Source organism: Sporosarcina gallistercoris, assembly GCF_050459885.1.
In the GTDB taxonomy this organism is placed as follows: Bacteria; Bacillota; Bacilli; order Bacillales_A; family Planococcaceae; genus Sporosarcina; species Sporosarcina gallistercoris_A.
In genome coordinates, this window is the sequence record NZ_JBCMNO010000021.1 from 1 (window position 1) to 14,147 (window position 14,147).

Annotated in this window: 12 protein-coding genes; 2 read left to right on the forward strand and 10 right to left on the reverse strand. The window is 44.5% G+C overall.

Annotation, left to right across the window (positions count from 1 at the left end):
• Positions 1 to 207: 207 nt before the first annotated feature.
• Both icd and citZ read right to left on the reverse strand, forming a co-directional pair.
• On the reverse strand, positions 208 to 1,476 hold the full coding sequence (icd, locus tag ABE021_RS12475) for an NADP-dependent isocitrate dehydrogenase (RefSeq protein WP_430289053.1): 1,269 nt from the start codon (positions 1,474 to 1,476) through the stop codon (positions 208 to 210).
• A gap of 69 nt (positions 1,477 to 1,545) precedes the next feature.
• Positions 1,546 to 2,661 (reverse strand): citrate synthase, encoded by a 1,116-nt coding sequence (gene citZ / locus ABE021_RS12480; RefSeq protein ID WP_430289054.1) that lies wholly within the window; start codon positions 2,659 to 2,661, stop codon positions 1,546 to 1,548.
• Positions 2,662 to 2,896: 235 nt separating this feature from the next.
• On the opposite strand from citZ, the gene ABE021_RS12485 reads away from it, so the two are divergent.
• On the forward strand, positions 2,897 to 3,826 hold the full coding sequence (locus tag ABE021_RS12485) for an AI-2E family transporter (protein ID WP_430289135.1): 930 nt from the start codon (positions 2,897 to 2,899) through the stop codon (positions 3,824 to 3,826).
• Here ABE021_RS12485 and ABE021_RS12490 read toward each other — a convergent pair.
• The 8 genes from ABE021_RS12490 to ABE021_RS12525 all read right to left on the reverse strand — a co-directional run bounded on the left by ABE021_RS12490 (position 3,816) and on the right by ABE021_RS12525 (position 13,724).
• Positions 3,816 to 4,199 (reverse strand): FxsA family protein, encoded by a 384-nt coding sequence (locus ABE021_RS12490; protein WP_430289056.1) that lies wholly within the window; start codon positions 4,197 to 4,199, stop codon positions 3,816 to 3,818. The two genes, ABE021_RS12485 and ABE021_RS12490, sit on opposite strands and share 11 nt — an antisense overlap.
• Before the next feature lie 57 nt (positions 4,200 to 4,256).
• Entirely contained in the window at positions 4,257 to 6,017 is a 1,761-nt protein-coding gene (gene pyk, locus ABE021_RS12495; RefSeq protein WP_430289058.1) for a pyruvate kinase, read from the reverse strand.
• 33 nt (positions 6,018 to 6,050) lie between these two features.
• Positions 6,051 to 7,010, reverse strand: a complete 960-nt coding sequence (gene pfkA / locus ABE021_RS12500) for a 6-phosphofructokinase (protein ID WP_430289059.1) — start codon at positions 7,008 to 7,010, stop codon at positions 6,051 to 6,053.
• A 38-nt stretch (positions 7,011 to 7,048) separates the two neighbouring features.
• Positions 7,049 to 8,002, reverse strand: coding sequence for an acetyl-CoA carboxylase carboxyltransferase subunit alpha (locus tag ABE021_RS12505; RefSeq protein WP_430289060.1), 954 nt, complete (start codon positions 8,000 to 8,002; stop codon positions 7,049 to 7,051).
• Positions 7,999 to 8,862, reverse strand: a complete 864-nt coding sequence (gene accD, locus ABE021_RS12510; RefSeq protein WP_430289062.1) for an acetyl-CoA carboxylase, carboxyltransferase subunit beta — start codon at positions 8,860 to 8,862, stop codon at positions 7,999 to 8,001. The genes ABE021_RS12505 and accD overlap by 4 nt, the downstream gene beginning before the upstream one ends.
• Positions 8,856 to 9,518: a FadR/GntR family transcriptional regulator gene (locus ABE021_RS12515; protein WP_430289064.1), complete on the reverse strand. Its 663-nt coding sequence runs from the start codon at positions 9,516 to 9,518 to the stop codon at positions 8,856 to 8,858. Before ABE021_RS12515 ends, accD begins: the two co-directional genes overlap by 7 nt.
• A 165-nt stretch (positions 9,519 to 9,683) precedes the next feature.
• Positions 9,684 to 12,764, reverse strand: a complete 3,081-nt coding sequence (locus ABE021_RS12520) for a DNA polymerase III subunit alpha (protein WP_430289065.1) — start codon at positions 12,762 to 12,764, stop codon at positions 9,684 to 9,686.
• Positions 12,765 to 12,782: 18 nt separating this feature from the next.
• On the reverse strand, positions 12,783 to 13,724 hold the full coding sequence (locus tag ABE021_RS12525; protein WP_430289067.1) for a DHH family phosphoesterase: 942 nt from the start codon (positions 13,722 to 13,724) through the stop codon (positions 12,783 to 12,785).
• Between the two features lie 97 nt (positions 13,725 to 13,821).
• Here ABE021_RS12525 and ABE021_RS12530 point away from each other — a divergent pair, with 97 nt between their 5' ends.
• Positions 13,822 to 14,142: a YtpI family protein gene (locus ABE021_RS12530; protein WP_430289069.1), complete on the forward strand. Its 321-nt coding sequence runs from the start codon at positions 13,822 to 13,824 to the stop codon at positions 14,140 to 14,142.
• Positions 14,143 to 14,147: the final 5 nt, after the last annotated feature.

Sequence of the window (14,147 nt, forward strand, 5' to 3'; positions counted from 1 at the left end):
AAAGCGCAGCGCAAGGAGCACTTCACTCGTCACCTTCCACTCCAATCAACGAGTTTGCAACTACCCACTATCCACAACTAACAACCAAATATAAAAGAAATCAACCCTGTCAACCTATTTTTATATAAACAAAAAGCAGAGGCTACGATTGAACCTCTGCTTTTTGTTTCTTACTTATTGTGTACCTGTCGAATACGTTTCGTAAACTTACAGGTTTTTGATTAGCTCGTCAGCGAACTCAGAAGTCTTCACTTCAGTTGCGCCTTCCATCAAACGGGCGAAGTCATATGTGACCACTTTAGAAGCAATCGTCTTTTCGATCGACTTCGTGATCATGTCTGCAGCTTCGTTCCAGCCAAGGTGCTCCAGCATCATAACTCCAGAAAGGATTACAGACGATGGGTTCACTTTGTCAAGTCCCGCGTACTTCGGTGCAGTACCGTGAGTAGCTTCAAAGATTGCGTGTCCAGTCAGGTAGTTGATGTTAGCGCCTGGTGCGATTCCGATACCGCCTACTTGTGCAGCAAGAGCATCTGAAACGTAGTCACCATTCAAGTTCATCGTTGCAACAACGTCGAATTCCTTCGGACGCGTCAAGATCTGCTGAAGGAAGATATCAGCGATGGAATCTTTAACGATGATTTTACCTGCAGCTTCAGCGTCAGATTGCGCTTTGTTTGCAGCGTCCGTGCCTTTTTCTTCTTTAATCCGGTCATATTCGTTCCATGTGAATACTTTGTCGCCGAATTCTTCTTCAGCCACTTCATATCCCCAGTTTTTGAATGCGCCTTCTGTGAATTTCATGATGTTTCCTTTGTGGACAAGAGTCAATGATTTGCGTCCTTCTTTGATAGCATAATTCAAAGCACCGCGGACGAGGCGTTTAGTACCCTCTTCAGAAATCGGCTTAATGCCGAGTCCAGAAGTTTCAGGGAAACGGATATTTTTAACATCCAGCTCGTCTTGAAGGAATTTAATAAGTTTCTTGACTTCGTCAGAACCTTCTTTATACTCGATTCCTGCATAAATGTCTTCTGTGTTCTCACGGAAGATGACCATATCACAATCTTCAGGACGTTTCACTGGTGAAGGTACACCTTCGAAGTAACGTACTGGACGCAAACATGTATAGAGATCGAGTTCTTGACGAAGTGCTACGTTCAATGAACGGAATCCACCGCCAATTGGAGTAGTCAATGGACCTTTAATCGCAATCAGGTATTCTTCGATCGTATCAAGTGTCGCTTGTGGAAGCCATTCTCCAGTTTCGTTGAAAGCTTTCTCTCCTGCCAACACTTCTTTCCAAACTAGCTTACGTTTACCGTTGTAAGCTTTTTCCACTGCACCTTCAAGAACGCGAGAAGCTGCATGCCAGATATCCGGGCCTGTTCCGTCACCAATGATGAATGGAACTGTTGCGTGATCGGGAACGTTTAATACACCGTTTGTTACTGTGATTTTACCTTCGTTAGCCATTATAATTCCTCCCAAATTCATGAGTTTAGGGCCGGTATGTTGAGATACCGACCCAAAGATTTTTGCTGATTAGCGCTGATCGATTGGCACATATTTCTGCATATCAGGTCCGATGTATTCCGCACGCGGACGGATCAGACGGTTGTTTTCATACTGCTCTAGAATGTGTGCAATCCATCCTGAAATGCGGGAAACCGCAAAAATCGGAGTGAATAGATCGTGATCGATCCCAAGTGAATGATAAACCGAAGCTGAGTAAAAATCAACGTTTGGCGGTAATTTCTTCTCACCTGTAACGATTTTTTCAATTTGCTCGGACATACGGAAATACTTGCCTTCTCCGCGAAGTTCAGTCAGTTTTTCAGACATTTCGCGAAGGTGCTTGGCACGTGGATCCCCTTTACGATAGACACGGTGGCCAAAGCCCATGATCTTTTCTTTGTTCGCGAGTTTGTTATGAATGTACTCGTCCACTTTGTCTTCATCGCCAATTTCCATAAGCATGTTCATGACTTGCTCATTTGCACCACCGTGCAATGGACCTTTAAGAGCTCCGATTGCAGCTGTAACACCTGAATACATATCAGAAAGAGTTGCCACACAAACACGAGCTGTAAACGTGGATGCGTTCAATTCATGATCTGCATGCAGGACAAGTGCTTTGTTGAAAGCTTCCTCTTCGATTGGCTCAGGTTTTTTGCCATTCAACATGTAAAGGAAGTTTGCTGCATATCCCAGTGTTGTATCTGGAGCTATAGGCTCAAGACCTTTGCGAATACGTGCAAATGCAGTAACAACAGTTGCAATTTTCGCTTGTAGTTTAATCGCTTTCAGATAGTTCTGTTCTTTGGACATATCTTCAGCGTTCGCGTCATATAACCCTAATAAGGAGATTGCTGTGCGCAATGCCGCCATTGGGTGGACGTCTTTGATTGGATACGTTTTGAAATGAGCGAGAACTTCTTCTGGCACGGACATGTTGTCTGCCAATTGCTGCTTCAATTCAGCTAGCTCTTGTTCTTTTGGTAGACGCAGGTGCCAGAGAAGATAGACGACTTCCTCGAAACTTGCATTGTTTGCAAGATCGTCAATGTCGTACCCGACGTATGTAAGGGTATCATCGATGATTGAACTGATCGCGGATTGTGTCGCTACAATTCCTTCTAAACCTTTAGTAGATGTCATGAAACTCTCTCCTTCAGTCAGCAGCCGTCTAACCTACCCGTAGATTTATTTAACGTTAGGGGGCTTCGGCTAATCTGCTAATATTGTTTCCGCCTAAAAACGCTTACAAAATTCATTATAATCAACTTTGTCGGTTTTGTGAATGAAAATGCATACGATTTCCAGGAAATCTATAGAATCGGAGTGAAAACCAATAAAAAAATTGAATAAGACATCGTTTTACAAACAGTATATATTGCCGTTCCTACCTGGAGTTATCGGGGGAATTTTTATATTTCTCGTCCCCCCCGCCGGTATCGCAATCATTCTTGCGTACTTTGCCGCGCCTGTGGTGAACTTTACCAACAACATCCTGCGTTTACCTAGAACACTTTCCACTTTAGTCGCCATGTCCGTGATCATCAGTGGGGTAGTCGGGATTTCCACAATGGCTATACAAGGTTTAATGGACACATTACCAATCGCAGAGCGTCATTTGGAACCTTATACAGGCAACCAGGATTGGTCAGGGGTCGCGATTACGTTTTTAAAAGAACATGTCCTCACTGCGGGGCATACACTTATCGAACATACCTTCGCTTTTACAGGAGTCCTTTTTCAGCAAGTGTTCACTCTCTTCATATTTCTAGTCGCCTTTTTCTTTGCACTCCGAGAAACGGGAAAAGATCGATTTTGGTTCCTCGTCTATTTTCCGGCATCTATGCGTCGTCAGGCACATCGACTCTTCAAGAAATCCGGTGAACTTATCGGACATTTCATTTCAATCGAGGCACGTCTCGTCTGTTTAACATTTCTTCTGTTGTGTATCGGTTTCTTTTTCCTATCGTTTTCTTCCCCTATCGGAACTGCATTTCTTGTATCTCTTGCAGATAGTCTGCCATTTTTAGGAATCGGATTATTCCTATTGCCGATGATGCTCTTCTATTTTTACACTGGAGAATATATTTTCGGCTCAGCACTCTTATTGCTTTATATACTGACACTTGTGAGTCGGCAAATTGCTGAGTCCTATTTGTGGGCATCCACTTTTCGGGTAAAGCCTGTCCATGCATTTCTAATCACTGCAAGCTCTTTCTACCTTTTTGGAATACCTGGGATTTTGCTGACGCCATTCCTCCTGTTTACAGCGATGAAAATCAGAAACCATCCAAAGTTCATCGAATGATAAGCGTCCCTTTTTTCATTTTCTTGTAAATTTGATGAATGATAAACGGACGAATCATTTTTCTTGGCCAACTGAAAAGCAGCAGCAAACCCATCATGTCTGTAAGGAAACCTGGAACAAGTAACAGCAACCCCCCTGCAAAAATACACAATCCATCAATAATCGGGGGCCCTGGTGCATCTCCGGCTGCAATTCGTTCCCTGAATTCCGTGATTGCCTTGAATCCTTGCTTTTTCGCTAAATAAGCGCCGCCGATTCCAGTAAGTAGAATAATCGCAAGAGTCGGCATTACGCCTAATTGGTTTCCTACAACAAGAAGTAACGTGAGTTCACTTGCAGGAACGATCAAAAATAGAAGTACTAACCATTTCATTTTCATGTCTCCTCTTTGAGAAAAACCGCTATCCTAAAATTAGGCAGCGGTTTTTGTTTATAGCACTTTAGCATGACCTTTATAGATAACGCCAGTTTCAGCGTCCATCGTAATTTCCTTATCATGCTTAATGATTTCAGTTGCATTCTTCACACCGACAATGACTGGAATTCCCAAGTTCAATCCTACGATTGCCCCATGACTTGTTAGTCCGCCCTCTTCGGTAATGAGGCCGGAACACTTTTCAAGTACCGGTAGCATATCACGGTCAGTGGAGTTCGTCACGAGGATTGCTCCTTCAGCATCGAACGCTTCCGCTTCCGCTGCACTGCGAGCGACAATTGCTCGACCATAGGCCACTGACTTCCCAATCCCTTGCCCTTTTGCAAGAAGATCACCAATGACATGGATCTTCATCAGATTGGTAGTTCCAGCTTCTCCCACGGGGACTCCCGCTGTGATGATGACAACATCGCCGTGCGTCACATATTTATGCTTAACACTTTCTTCGACGGATTCTTCAAGAATCGAGTCAATTGAACTGACACGTCTGCCAACGATTGGATACGCTCCCCAAACAAGTGTGAGACGGCGAGCGACTTGCGCAGAAGATGTTACGGCAATGATAGGACATCCAGGACGATATTTTGAAATCATCCGGGCAGTTGTTCCGCTTTCAGTAGGTGCAATCACAGCGTTCACATTCAAGTTAATCGCAGTGTAGGCAGCAGCTTGTCCAATGGCATCCGTCAAGTTACCATGCTTTTCTCTGCGACGCGTTGAGATGAACGAACGGTAATCGAAAGATTCTTCGATCTTGTTAGCAATTCGAACCATTGTTTCTACAGATTCTACAGGATATAAACCAGCTGCAGTTTCACCTGACAGCATGATCGCGTCAGTACCGTCAAAAATCGCATTCGCCACGTCACTCGCTTCAGCACGTGTCGGACGCGGATTCCGCTGCATCGAATCGAGCATCTGTGTCGCCGTGATAACAGGTTTCCCTGCCTGATTACACTTTTTAATGAGCTGCTTTTGAATGACTGGTACTTCTTCAGCAGGAATCTCAACACCAAGATCTCCTCGAGCGACCATTAAACCGTCGGATACTTCGATGATTGCGTCAATATTATCAACGCCTTCTTGGTTTTCAATTTTTGGAATGATATGGATATTTGAACCTGCATTTTTTTCTAACAGTTCCCGTATTTCCAATACATCTTCTGCACGTCGAACGAAGGAAGCAGCTACGAAATCGATCTCCTGTGCAATACCGAAAAGGATGTCTTCCTTATCTTTTTCCGTGATTCCAGGAAGCTGTACTGAAACGCCCGGTACGTTGACGCCTTTTTTATTCTTCAGTTCACCCGAGTTCATCACTTCAGTGTGAATCAATCCTTCAGCTTCACTTTTACCGAGCACTTTTAACATAACGAGACCGTCATCCAGAAGAATGGTATCGTCCTTATCCACATCGTCAATCAGCTGGTCATACGTAATGGAGAATCGCTCTTTTGTCCCAACGACTTCATGCATGGATACGTCAATCTTTTGACCGGCTGTCAATTCGATTAAACCATTTTCCATTGAATGAGTTCGAATTTCAGGTCCTTTCGTATCGAGTAGAATCCCGACAGTCTTTTGTTTAGCAGCAGCTACTTTGCGGATCGCTTTTATGCGTAGAAGGTGTTCGTCATGATCTCCATGGGAGAAATTCAAGCGCGCCACGTTCATACCTGCATCAATTAGTTGCCCCAGACGTTCTGGTGATTCACTTGCCGGACCGATTGTACAAACGATTTTAGTTTTTCTCATTGGTTAGGACCACTTCCTTTTCACTGATTTCCATCAAATAGATAATTCTTTAGATAACGTATACATATCATTCTCAAATTCAGAAGCTTCATCAAAAACACGAGCTAAGTTATATTCGACGACTTGTTGATTTTTCATGCCTATTGCGACGGTTTTGCCGCCGTTTTTCAGCGCTTCAACTGCGCGTGCGCCAAATTGGCTAGCAATAACGCGATCCCTGGCAGATGGAGAGCCTCCGCGCTGGATATGACCCAATACGGAAACACGTGTATCAATGCCTTCTTCTGTATTCAGCTTCTCGGCAAGCAAGGAAGCAGACATTACACCTTCCGCGACAATAATGATACTATGCTTTTTACCACGTTCCGTCCCTCTTCTCAGACGTTCCAGGATATCCGGTAAATCATACGTTTCTTCAGGGATGAGAATGGTCTCCGCCCCGCCCGCAAGACCTGCCCAAAGAGCTAAATCCCCGGCATTTCTCCCCATCACTTCTACGATGAAAGTCCGCTCGTGTGATGTTGCTGTATCCCTTATTTTATCAATTGCATCGATGACAGTATTCAGCGCAGTGTCGAAACCGATTGTGAAGTCCGTTCCGTTAATATCATTATCAATTGTAGCCGGAACACAAGCACAAGGAATTCCAAGTTTCGATAATTCCAATGCACCTCTGAACGATCCGTCCCCACCAATGACTACCACACCTTCAATACCATTCAACTTCAGCTGCTTAAGCGCCTGTTCACGCCCTGCAATTGTAGTGAATTCCGGACAACGCGCTGAACGCAGCATGGTGCCGCCACGCTGGATAATATCACCTACAGACCCCAGTTGCAAAAGTTCGATTTTACCATCGATCAATCCCTGGTATCCGTTGTAAACGCCTGCAACTTCAAGCCCTTCATAAATCGCTTTCCGAACGACGGCACGTACAGCAGCATTCATTCCAGGAGCGTCTCCGCCACTTGTTAATACAGCGATTTTCTTCATCCGTAACTCCTCCTTACAGGAAAGTCAAATTGCACTCATCACTCCGCGAACACACCGATCCTCCTGAATTTATCATAACGGTCTTGAACAAGTCCATCCGCATCCAGCTTACCTAAATCTCTAAGAGCATTTGCTAAAACAACTTTCATGTTCTTCGCCTGTTGTTTCGGGTCGCGATGTCCTCCACCTAATACTTCCGGAATGATATCATCAATGATTTCCATCTTTAACAAATCCGGTGCAGTGATTTTCATCGCTTCTGCCGCTTCTTTTGCATAAGCAGCATCTTTCCAAAGGATGGAAGCTGCGCCTTCCGGCGAAATGACCGAATAGGTAGAGTGCTCAAGCATATAAACCCGATTCGCAACACCTAGAGCCAGTGCGCCGCCACTTCCTCCTTCTCCAATAACTATAGAGATAACCGGAACTGTAAGACTTGCCATTTCCACAAGGTTGCGAGCAATCGCTTCACTTTGTCCACGCTCTTCTGCTGCGCGTCCAGGGTATGCCCCTTTTGTATCGATCAGACATATGATTGGTCTTCTGAACTTTTCAGCCTGTTTCATAAGTCGCAGCGCTTTTCGATAGCCTTCGGGATGCGGCATTCCAAAAGTGCGTTTCACATTTTCTTTTGTATCTTTTCCACGTTGATGGCCGATAATTGTAACCGGTTCTCCATCAAACGAACCGATCCCGCCTACTATCGCAGCATCATCTCCAAAAGCCCGGTCCCCATGGAGTTCGATGAAGTCCACGAATAACTCTCCAATATAGTCGTAGGTTGTAGGGCGCTCAGGGTGACGCGCCACTTGGACACGTTCCCACGTTTCCATATTGCCATAGATATCGTTTTCAAGCTTGGCTAAACGATCATTCAAGTTCCGGATCTCATCGGATAAATCGACTTCGTTCGTTTCAGTGAACTCTTTTAGTTCCTGGATTTTTTCTCGTAATTTTATAATAGGTTCTTCAAATGACATGGTCTTTTTCATTGTGCCGCCTCCCCCTTCGTATGAAGTCGGATAATGCGGGATAGCATATCCTGCAAGTCTACACGGTGGACCACTGCATCCAACTGACCATGGGCCAGCAGGAATTCAGCCGTTTGAAAGTCTTCAGGTAACTTTTCCCTCACAGTTTGCTCAATCACCCGGCGGCCTGCAAATCCAATGAGTGCTTTTGGTTCAGCAAGGTTAATGTCACCGACAGAAGCAAAACTTGCTGAAACTCCTCCAGTTGTCGGGTAAGTCATTATGGATATATACAAAAGTCCTTTTTCTGAGTGACGGTTTAACGCAACACTTGTTTTGGCCATCTGCATTAGGGACAGAACACCTTCTTGCATGCGTGCACCTCCACTTGCAGAAAAAATAAGCATTGGAATCCCAAGCTCTGTCGCTTTTTCTACTGCTCTTGTGATCTTTTCGCCTACAACTGAGCCCATGGATCCCATACGAAAATGGGGGTCCATGACAGCAATCGCTACCTCGTTGCCATCAATCTTTCCAGTACCTGTCAGCACAGCTTCATTGAGTCCCGTTTTTTCCGCGTCTTTTTTCACTTTCGCTGCGTATGCAGGAAACTCCAATGGATTTTCAGTTACTAAATGGTCATCCATGGAAACGAAAGTTCCTTCATCGATTAACGAGTCAATTCGTTCTTGCGCAGTCATTTTGAAATGGAAATCACATTTAGGACAAACTTTAAGCAGCTTGCCCAACTCTTTTGTCGGTTCAACGTGCTTGCATGATGGACATTTCGTCATAATCCCTTCAGGTACATCGCTTTTAGACTTCGCATTCGGCATGATTGCCTGCTGTTTTTTCACATTTGTAAATAGATCCCTTAGCATTCCTGTTCGCCCCTTCTTTCACCATTGACAATGTTAAGCCATTCCGTATACCGCATAACGGCTAGCTGGCTGTTGCCGTTCATCATCTCATTGAGTAAATTCGATGCAACATCTCTTTCTTCTTCCGCCATAACTTCATGGAACGGAACGCGGCTATATTGCTTCAACAAGAACCAAATTTTCAACGACAAACGATTTCCTGAAATCACGACGATTTCTTGAAACAATTCTTCCCTGACAATCGGTTCAGTGCCTTTGAGTTTCACTAAAAAACTTTCCCAAACTGGCAGGGTTCTTCGCTCTGCATCATTTGAGATACTTTCAATAGCCGCTCTTTCATGAATCCGTCGAGTATCATCCACGTATTTCAATGATTGCGGATTTTGCAAAATGAACGTAGAAAGAATTTCCACTAGTTGATGCTTTTTATAGTCAGCGAGAAACGTTCCCTCTCCCCTTCTTGTTTCAATCAGTCCAAGAAGTTCCAGACTTCGGAGTGCTTCTCGAATTGTGGATCTACCCACTTGCAACCGATCCGCCAGTACACGTTCAGAAGGCAACTTATCCCCAATGACGGCACCTTCTTCTTTAATGATCGTACGCAGATCCGAAACAATATCCAAAAACCGTTTCGATGATGGACGAGTGTTTTCCATGTCCAAACTCCTTTTATGCTGCATTTTAAAGTGGTCAGACCACTATCCTTTATTAGCATACAAAAAAGCACGCCTGCCGTAAAGTGATATCTGGAAATCATTTTTCTGTTTGTTACGGAGTGGTCTGCACTCTTGCCCCTAGAAAAAGGCGCGTGAAAAATCCTATTAGTCTGCCACAATCTCCTGAACGACAAGCTGCGGCCTGCCGTTCCTCACTTCCACAGTACCTTGAAAAACGATGAATGACTGTTCCTTGAGCTCACTGCTGCAAGCAGCATATTGTCTCGGAAATAACGTGCACGAAATTTCGCCAGTCTCGTCTTGTAATTCGAGAAACGCCATCGCTTCTCCTTTTTTTGTCCGGATGCGTTTCAATTCCAGTACAAGCCCTGCTAGCACCACTTTAGCTCCAGATGATTTCACCAGTGAGTCTGCAATCGTATCCGATTCAATAGAGAGTTTCTTTTTAAAAGAAGCAATGGGATGTTCTGATAAGTAGAATCCGAGTGTCTCTTTCTCATATTCCAGTCGCTGCATATCTGACATCGTTCCGCCGGGACTATATTTAGGACTCGCCATCCCTTTCATCATTCCAGCGAGGAGGTCTGTTTCATCAGTTGACGGTCTAACAAAGAGCGCATGTTTTCTTGCTGCTTCTATTGTAGCCAGGAGGACTTCGCGCGTTTGGCCGAATTCGTCCAATGCTCCTGACTTCACGAGAGGAGGAATTGTTTTTTCAGTGAAACTCTCGGCCCCGAGTGCGACAGACAAATCAAATAGAGTTTTTAATTTCAATTCTTGCTTCCGTGCCCGTTTCAGAATTGTATAAAACGGATAACTGATTCCTTTTACTGCACTCAAACCAAGTCGGATGGAACCATTTTCTGCAGTCGCCGACCAGTGACTTTTTGTAATGGAAGGGCCAAGGACAGGGATTCCCTTCGCTTTCACTTCACGCATGAACTCCACCGTCTTCTCCGGAGAACCCGCTAACACGGATAGGCATCCCGCATAGAAATACTCAGGTTTGTTCGCCTTCAAATAGGCAAGCTGATAGGAAATCAACGAGTAGGCAACTGCGTGACTCTTCGGAAATCCATAATCCGCGAACTTGACAATCAAATCATAAATTTCTCCAGCAATCCTTTTAGGAAAACCGTTTCGCTGTGCACTATCTGTAAAATGGACGCGTTCCTGCATCAGCACATCACGCTTCTTTTTACTGATCGCGCGCCGTAATAAATCCGCTTCTCCTAAAGTGAATCCTGCAATCTGAACAGCGATCTGCAAAATCTGTTCTTGGTAAACAATAATGCCATAGGTCTCTTTCAAAATCGGTTCCAGCGCGGGATGCATGTAGTGAATCGGCTCAATCCCCTTTTTCCTTCTGCTATATAGAGGGATATTTTCCATAGGACCCGGACGGTATAAGGCGGTGATTGCATAGATGTCTTCGAATGCATCCGGGGAAATCTCACGGAGCGCTTTCCTCATGCCGGGCGATTCAAATTGAAAAATCCCGGACATGTCCCCTTTCCTGAACAACTCCATCGTTCCCTCATCTTGCAGAGGGATTGTGTCGAGTGAAAGGTCATCCCCAGTTTGGAAACGAATCATTTTTCGTATCCTATCCAGCAAAGTAAGATTACGCAATCCGAGGAAATCCATTTTTAACAGTCCCGCTTCTTCCGAATCATTCATCGCCCACTGCGTTAAATAGATGGAGTCCCCGCCACTTTGAAGCGGAACAGTTTCAACGAGTGGTGTTGGTGATAATATGACTCCAGCAGCGTGTGTTGAAGCGTTTCGCGGTAATCCTTCCAATGCCAGAGACGCTTTGTACCAGCTGGCACGGACAGATTCTTTTTCAATCCACTTTTTAAGTTGTGAGGACTGACTCACTTTTTCGTGAAGTGTTTTTCCGGGAGCTTCAGACAATGCTTTAGATAGGAACGACATATCATCATTTGAAAAACCGAATACCCTAGCTGTGTTTCGCGCAACGGATTTAGCTGATAACGTACCAAATGTAATAATTTGAGCTACATGTGCTTTCCCATACTTTTGAGCGACATACTCGACAACTTCCATTCTTCGCGTATCGGCAAAATCGACGTCAATATCCGGCATTGTCACTCTGCTTTTATTTAGAAACCGCTCAAAAATCAGCCCGTATTTCAAAGGATCTACTGCAGTGATCCCAAGCGAGAATGCAACTAGCGAGCCGGCAGAGGATCCACGGCCAGGTCCAACTTCAATATCTTGTTGTTTTGCATAAGCGATGAAATCTTCCACGATTAAGAAATAATCCTGATAGCCCATGTCCACGATGACATCCAATTCGTACCGGAGCCGTTCTTCGTATGCGGAGGAAATCTCAGAAAATCGTTTTTGCAAACCGGTGCGACAATGGTCTTCAAGCAGTTGCGCTGCAGACCTTTCTTCGCCCACAGGAAACTTCGGCATGAGTAATTGTTTTTCCGGCAATTGGACATCACAAGCCAATAGCACATCTGCCGCCTTCTCTAGCCAATGTGGTTTGTCCGCAAACCATTGTTCCAGCACTTGCTGTTCAGGTACATAAGCGTCCGTGTATAGATTGGCAGGACGTGCAGGGTCATTCAGCTTGTAGCCTTCGCGAATCGCTTGCGCTGTTTCAAAACTGAAGGCATCTTCAGGATCGATGAACCTTGCTTCACTGCACGCCACAATAGCCAAATCTTCTATTTCAGCTAGATGTTCAATTACCGTTTCTTCAGGATGCACGGACCCTGCAGGTCTTGAAATCCCTATATACAGGTTTTCGGTAGCGCAGTGCCTCTTCAATCGCTGGAGCGTTTCTTCAGTTCGGATTTCCTTCCAAGAGGGGTCTGTAAGCGGGAAAATAACGGAACAGTTCGCGGTATAGGATTTCAACCATTTTTCAGGTAAGTTCGCAGCGTCTCTTGTTGCAGCAGCACTACTGATCTTTAATAACTGACGGAAACCTATTTCGTTTTCAGCATAGATGTAACATAAAGGCGTTTCTCCAGTTGATAATTCAATTTTTACGGAGAGTCCGATAACAGGGTGAATGCCATATTTCTTCATCACTTTCCAAAACGAGCGGATTCCAGAAAGGGTCGAGTTCACAATTGCAGCTGAAACAGCCCCTCTTCTTTGCAGAAGAGGAGCTAATCGGTCAAGCTTTATAATGCCATTCAGCAAATCGGCACCTGTTATAATTTGCGGATAAACAAGCTTCATTGTCTATCCCTCCATTCACTAGTTACGTGCACATAACGTTTGTACTTTCCGGATCACTTTATCGGCTTCTTCCCAATTCTTCACAGAGGCACCTGCAGCAAGCGGATGTCCGCCGCCACCGTATTCAGCAGCCAGTCCGTTGATGACAATTCCTTTTGAACGCAGTCGGACACGGATCTGGTCCTTCTCTTCAACAAAAATCAACCAGGCACATATGCCTTTGACATCTCCAAGTGAACTGACGAGTGAAGAGGTTTCTTCCGCCTTCACATTGAATTGATCCAATATTGTTTTCGTGAGTTTAATGTACGCTGCTCCATTTTCATCTATGGAAAAATTCTGGTAGACATACCCTTGTAGGTGAAGAAGATTTCGTTCCACTTCATACATTCCAGCAAAGATCTGCTGGCGATCAAAATTATACTTGATCAATTCACTTGAAATTTCAAACGTTTTTCCAGTCGCGCTCGGATACATGAACCGTCCTGTATCCCCTACTATTCCTGCAAACAGGAGTCTAGCTGATTCGTCAGGAAGCTTCCATCCTTTAACATCTCTTCCTTCAACAAATAATTCATAGATCATTTCCGAACAAGAACTCGCATCCGTATCAATCCATAAGATATCCCCATATGGATCCACATTCGGATGATGGTCGATCTTTGCTAAAAAGCTCCCTTTCTTGTAGGACTGGCCATCTACTCTCTCAGTGTTTGCTGTATCCGTGACAATGACTAGCGCACCTTCATACATGTCATCGGTAACATGATCTTGACCAGACAAAAATGACAGCTGGCCATCATCACTCCCTGCCGCATACACATTTTTTTCAGGATAATTTGCTTCTATGAGTTTTTTCAACCCAACCTGTGAGCCAAATGCGTCCGGATCCGGGCGGACATGCCTATGTATAATAATGGTTGAATACTGTTCAATTGTGTCAATGATTTGTCTTTTCATTTTCCATTTCCTCCATTATTTAAAGAATTGCGGTCGCATTTGTGCTGTAAAGCCGCTACAATAGAAGAAGTGCTGGATTCTTTTGGAGGGCTATGTTGTGAAAACTTTTAATTTCATACTTGTGTTTTTGATTATTGCTTCGGCGGTATTCTACTTCTATTTTAAAACGAGGCAGTTCCGGACAAGCCATGTATTTCCGATCCGTAAAAAGATGTATGCGTCAAAAGCGGGAACTTTTTTAGGACTCTTGCTCGTCTCCTTCGGTATCAATCAGCTGTTGCTGTTCGGCGGAGTAACGACTTACATAATCTCCGGAATTTTCATCGTACTCGGAGGCTATGTATCCATCTTTAACTGGAAAGCCGTACAGTATTACAAAAAATTCGTGGACGAAGAGACAGAATTGAACAAGCGCTGATGCTC

Excerpts from the sequence above, each read along its gene's own strand:
- pyk (WP_430289058.1), bottom strand. The coding sequence starts at position 6,017 with ATGAGAAAAACTAAAATCGTTTGTACAATCGGTCCGGCAAGTGAATCA.
- ABE021_RS12515 (WP_430289064.1), bottom strand. The coding sequence starts at position 9,518 with ATGGAAAACACTCGTCCATCATCGAAACGGTTTTTGGATATTGTTTCG.
- accD (WP_430289062.1), bottom strand. The coding sequence starts at position 8,862 with ATGCTAAGGGATCTATTTACAAATGTGAAAAAACAGCAGGCAATCATG.
- ABE021_RS12490 (WP_430289056.1), bottom strand. The coding sequence starts at position 4,199 with ATGAAATGGTTAGTACTTCTATTTTTGATCGTTCCTGCAAGTGAACTC.
- ABE021_RS12520 (WP_430289065.1), bottom strand. The coding sequence starts at position 12,764 with ATGAAGCTTGTTTATCCGCAAATTATAACAGGTGCCGATTTGCTGAAT.
- ABE021_RS12505 (WP_430289060.1), bottom strand. The coding sequence starts at position 8,002 with ATGAAAAAGACCATGTCATTTGAAGAACCTATTATAAAATTACGAGAA.
- citZ (WP_430289054.1), bottom strand. The coding sequence starts at position 2,661 with ATGACATCTACTAAAGGTTTAGAAGGAATTGTAGCGACACAATCCGCG.
- pfkA (WP_430289059.1), bottom strand. The coding sequence starts at position 7,010 with ATGAAGAAAATCGCTGTATTAACAAGTGGCGGAGACGCTCCTGGAATG.
- icd (WP_430289053.1), bottom strand. The coding sequence starts at position 1,476 with ATGGCTAACGAAGGTAAAATCACAGTAACAAACGGTGTATTAAACGTT.
- ABE021_RS12525 (WP_430289067.1), bottom strand. The coding sequence starts at position 13,724 with ATGAAAAGACAAATCATTGACACAATTGAACAGTATTCAACCATTATT.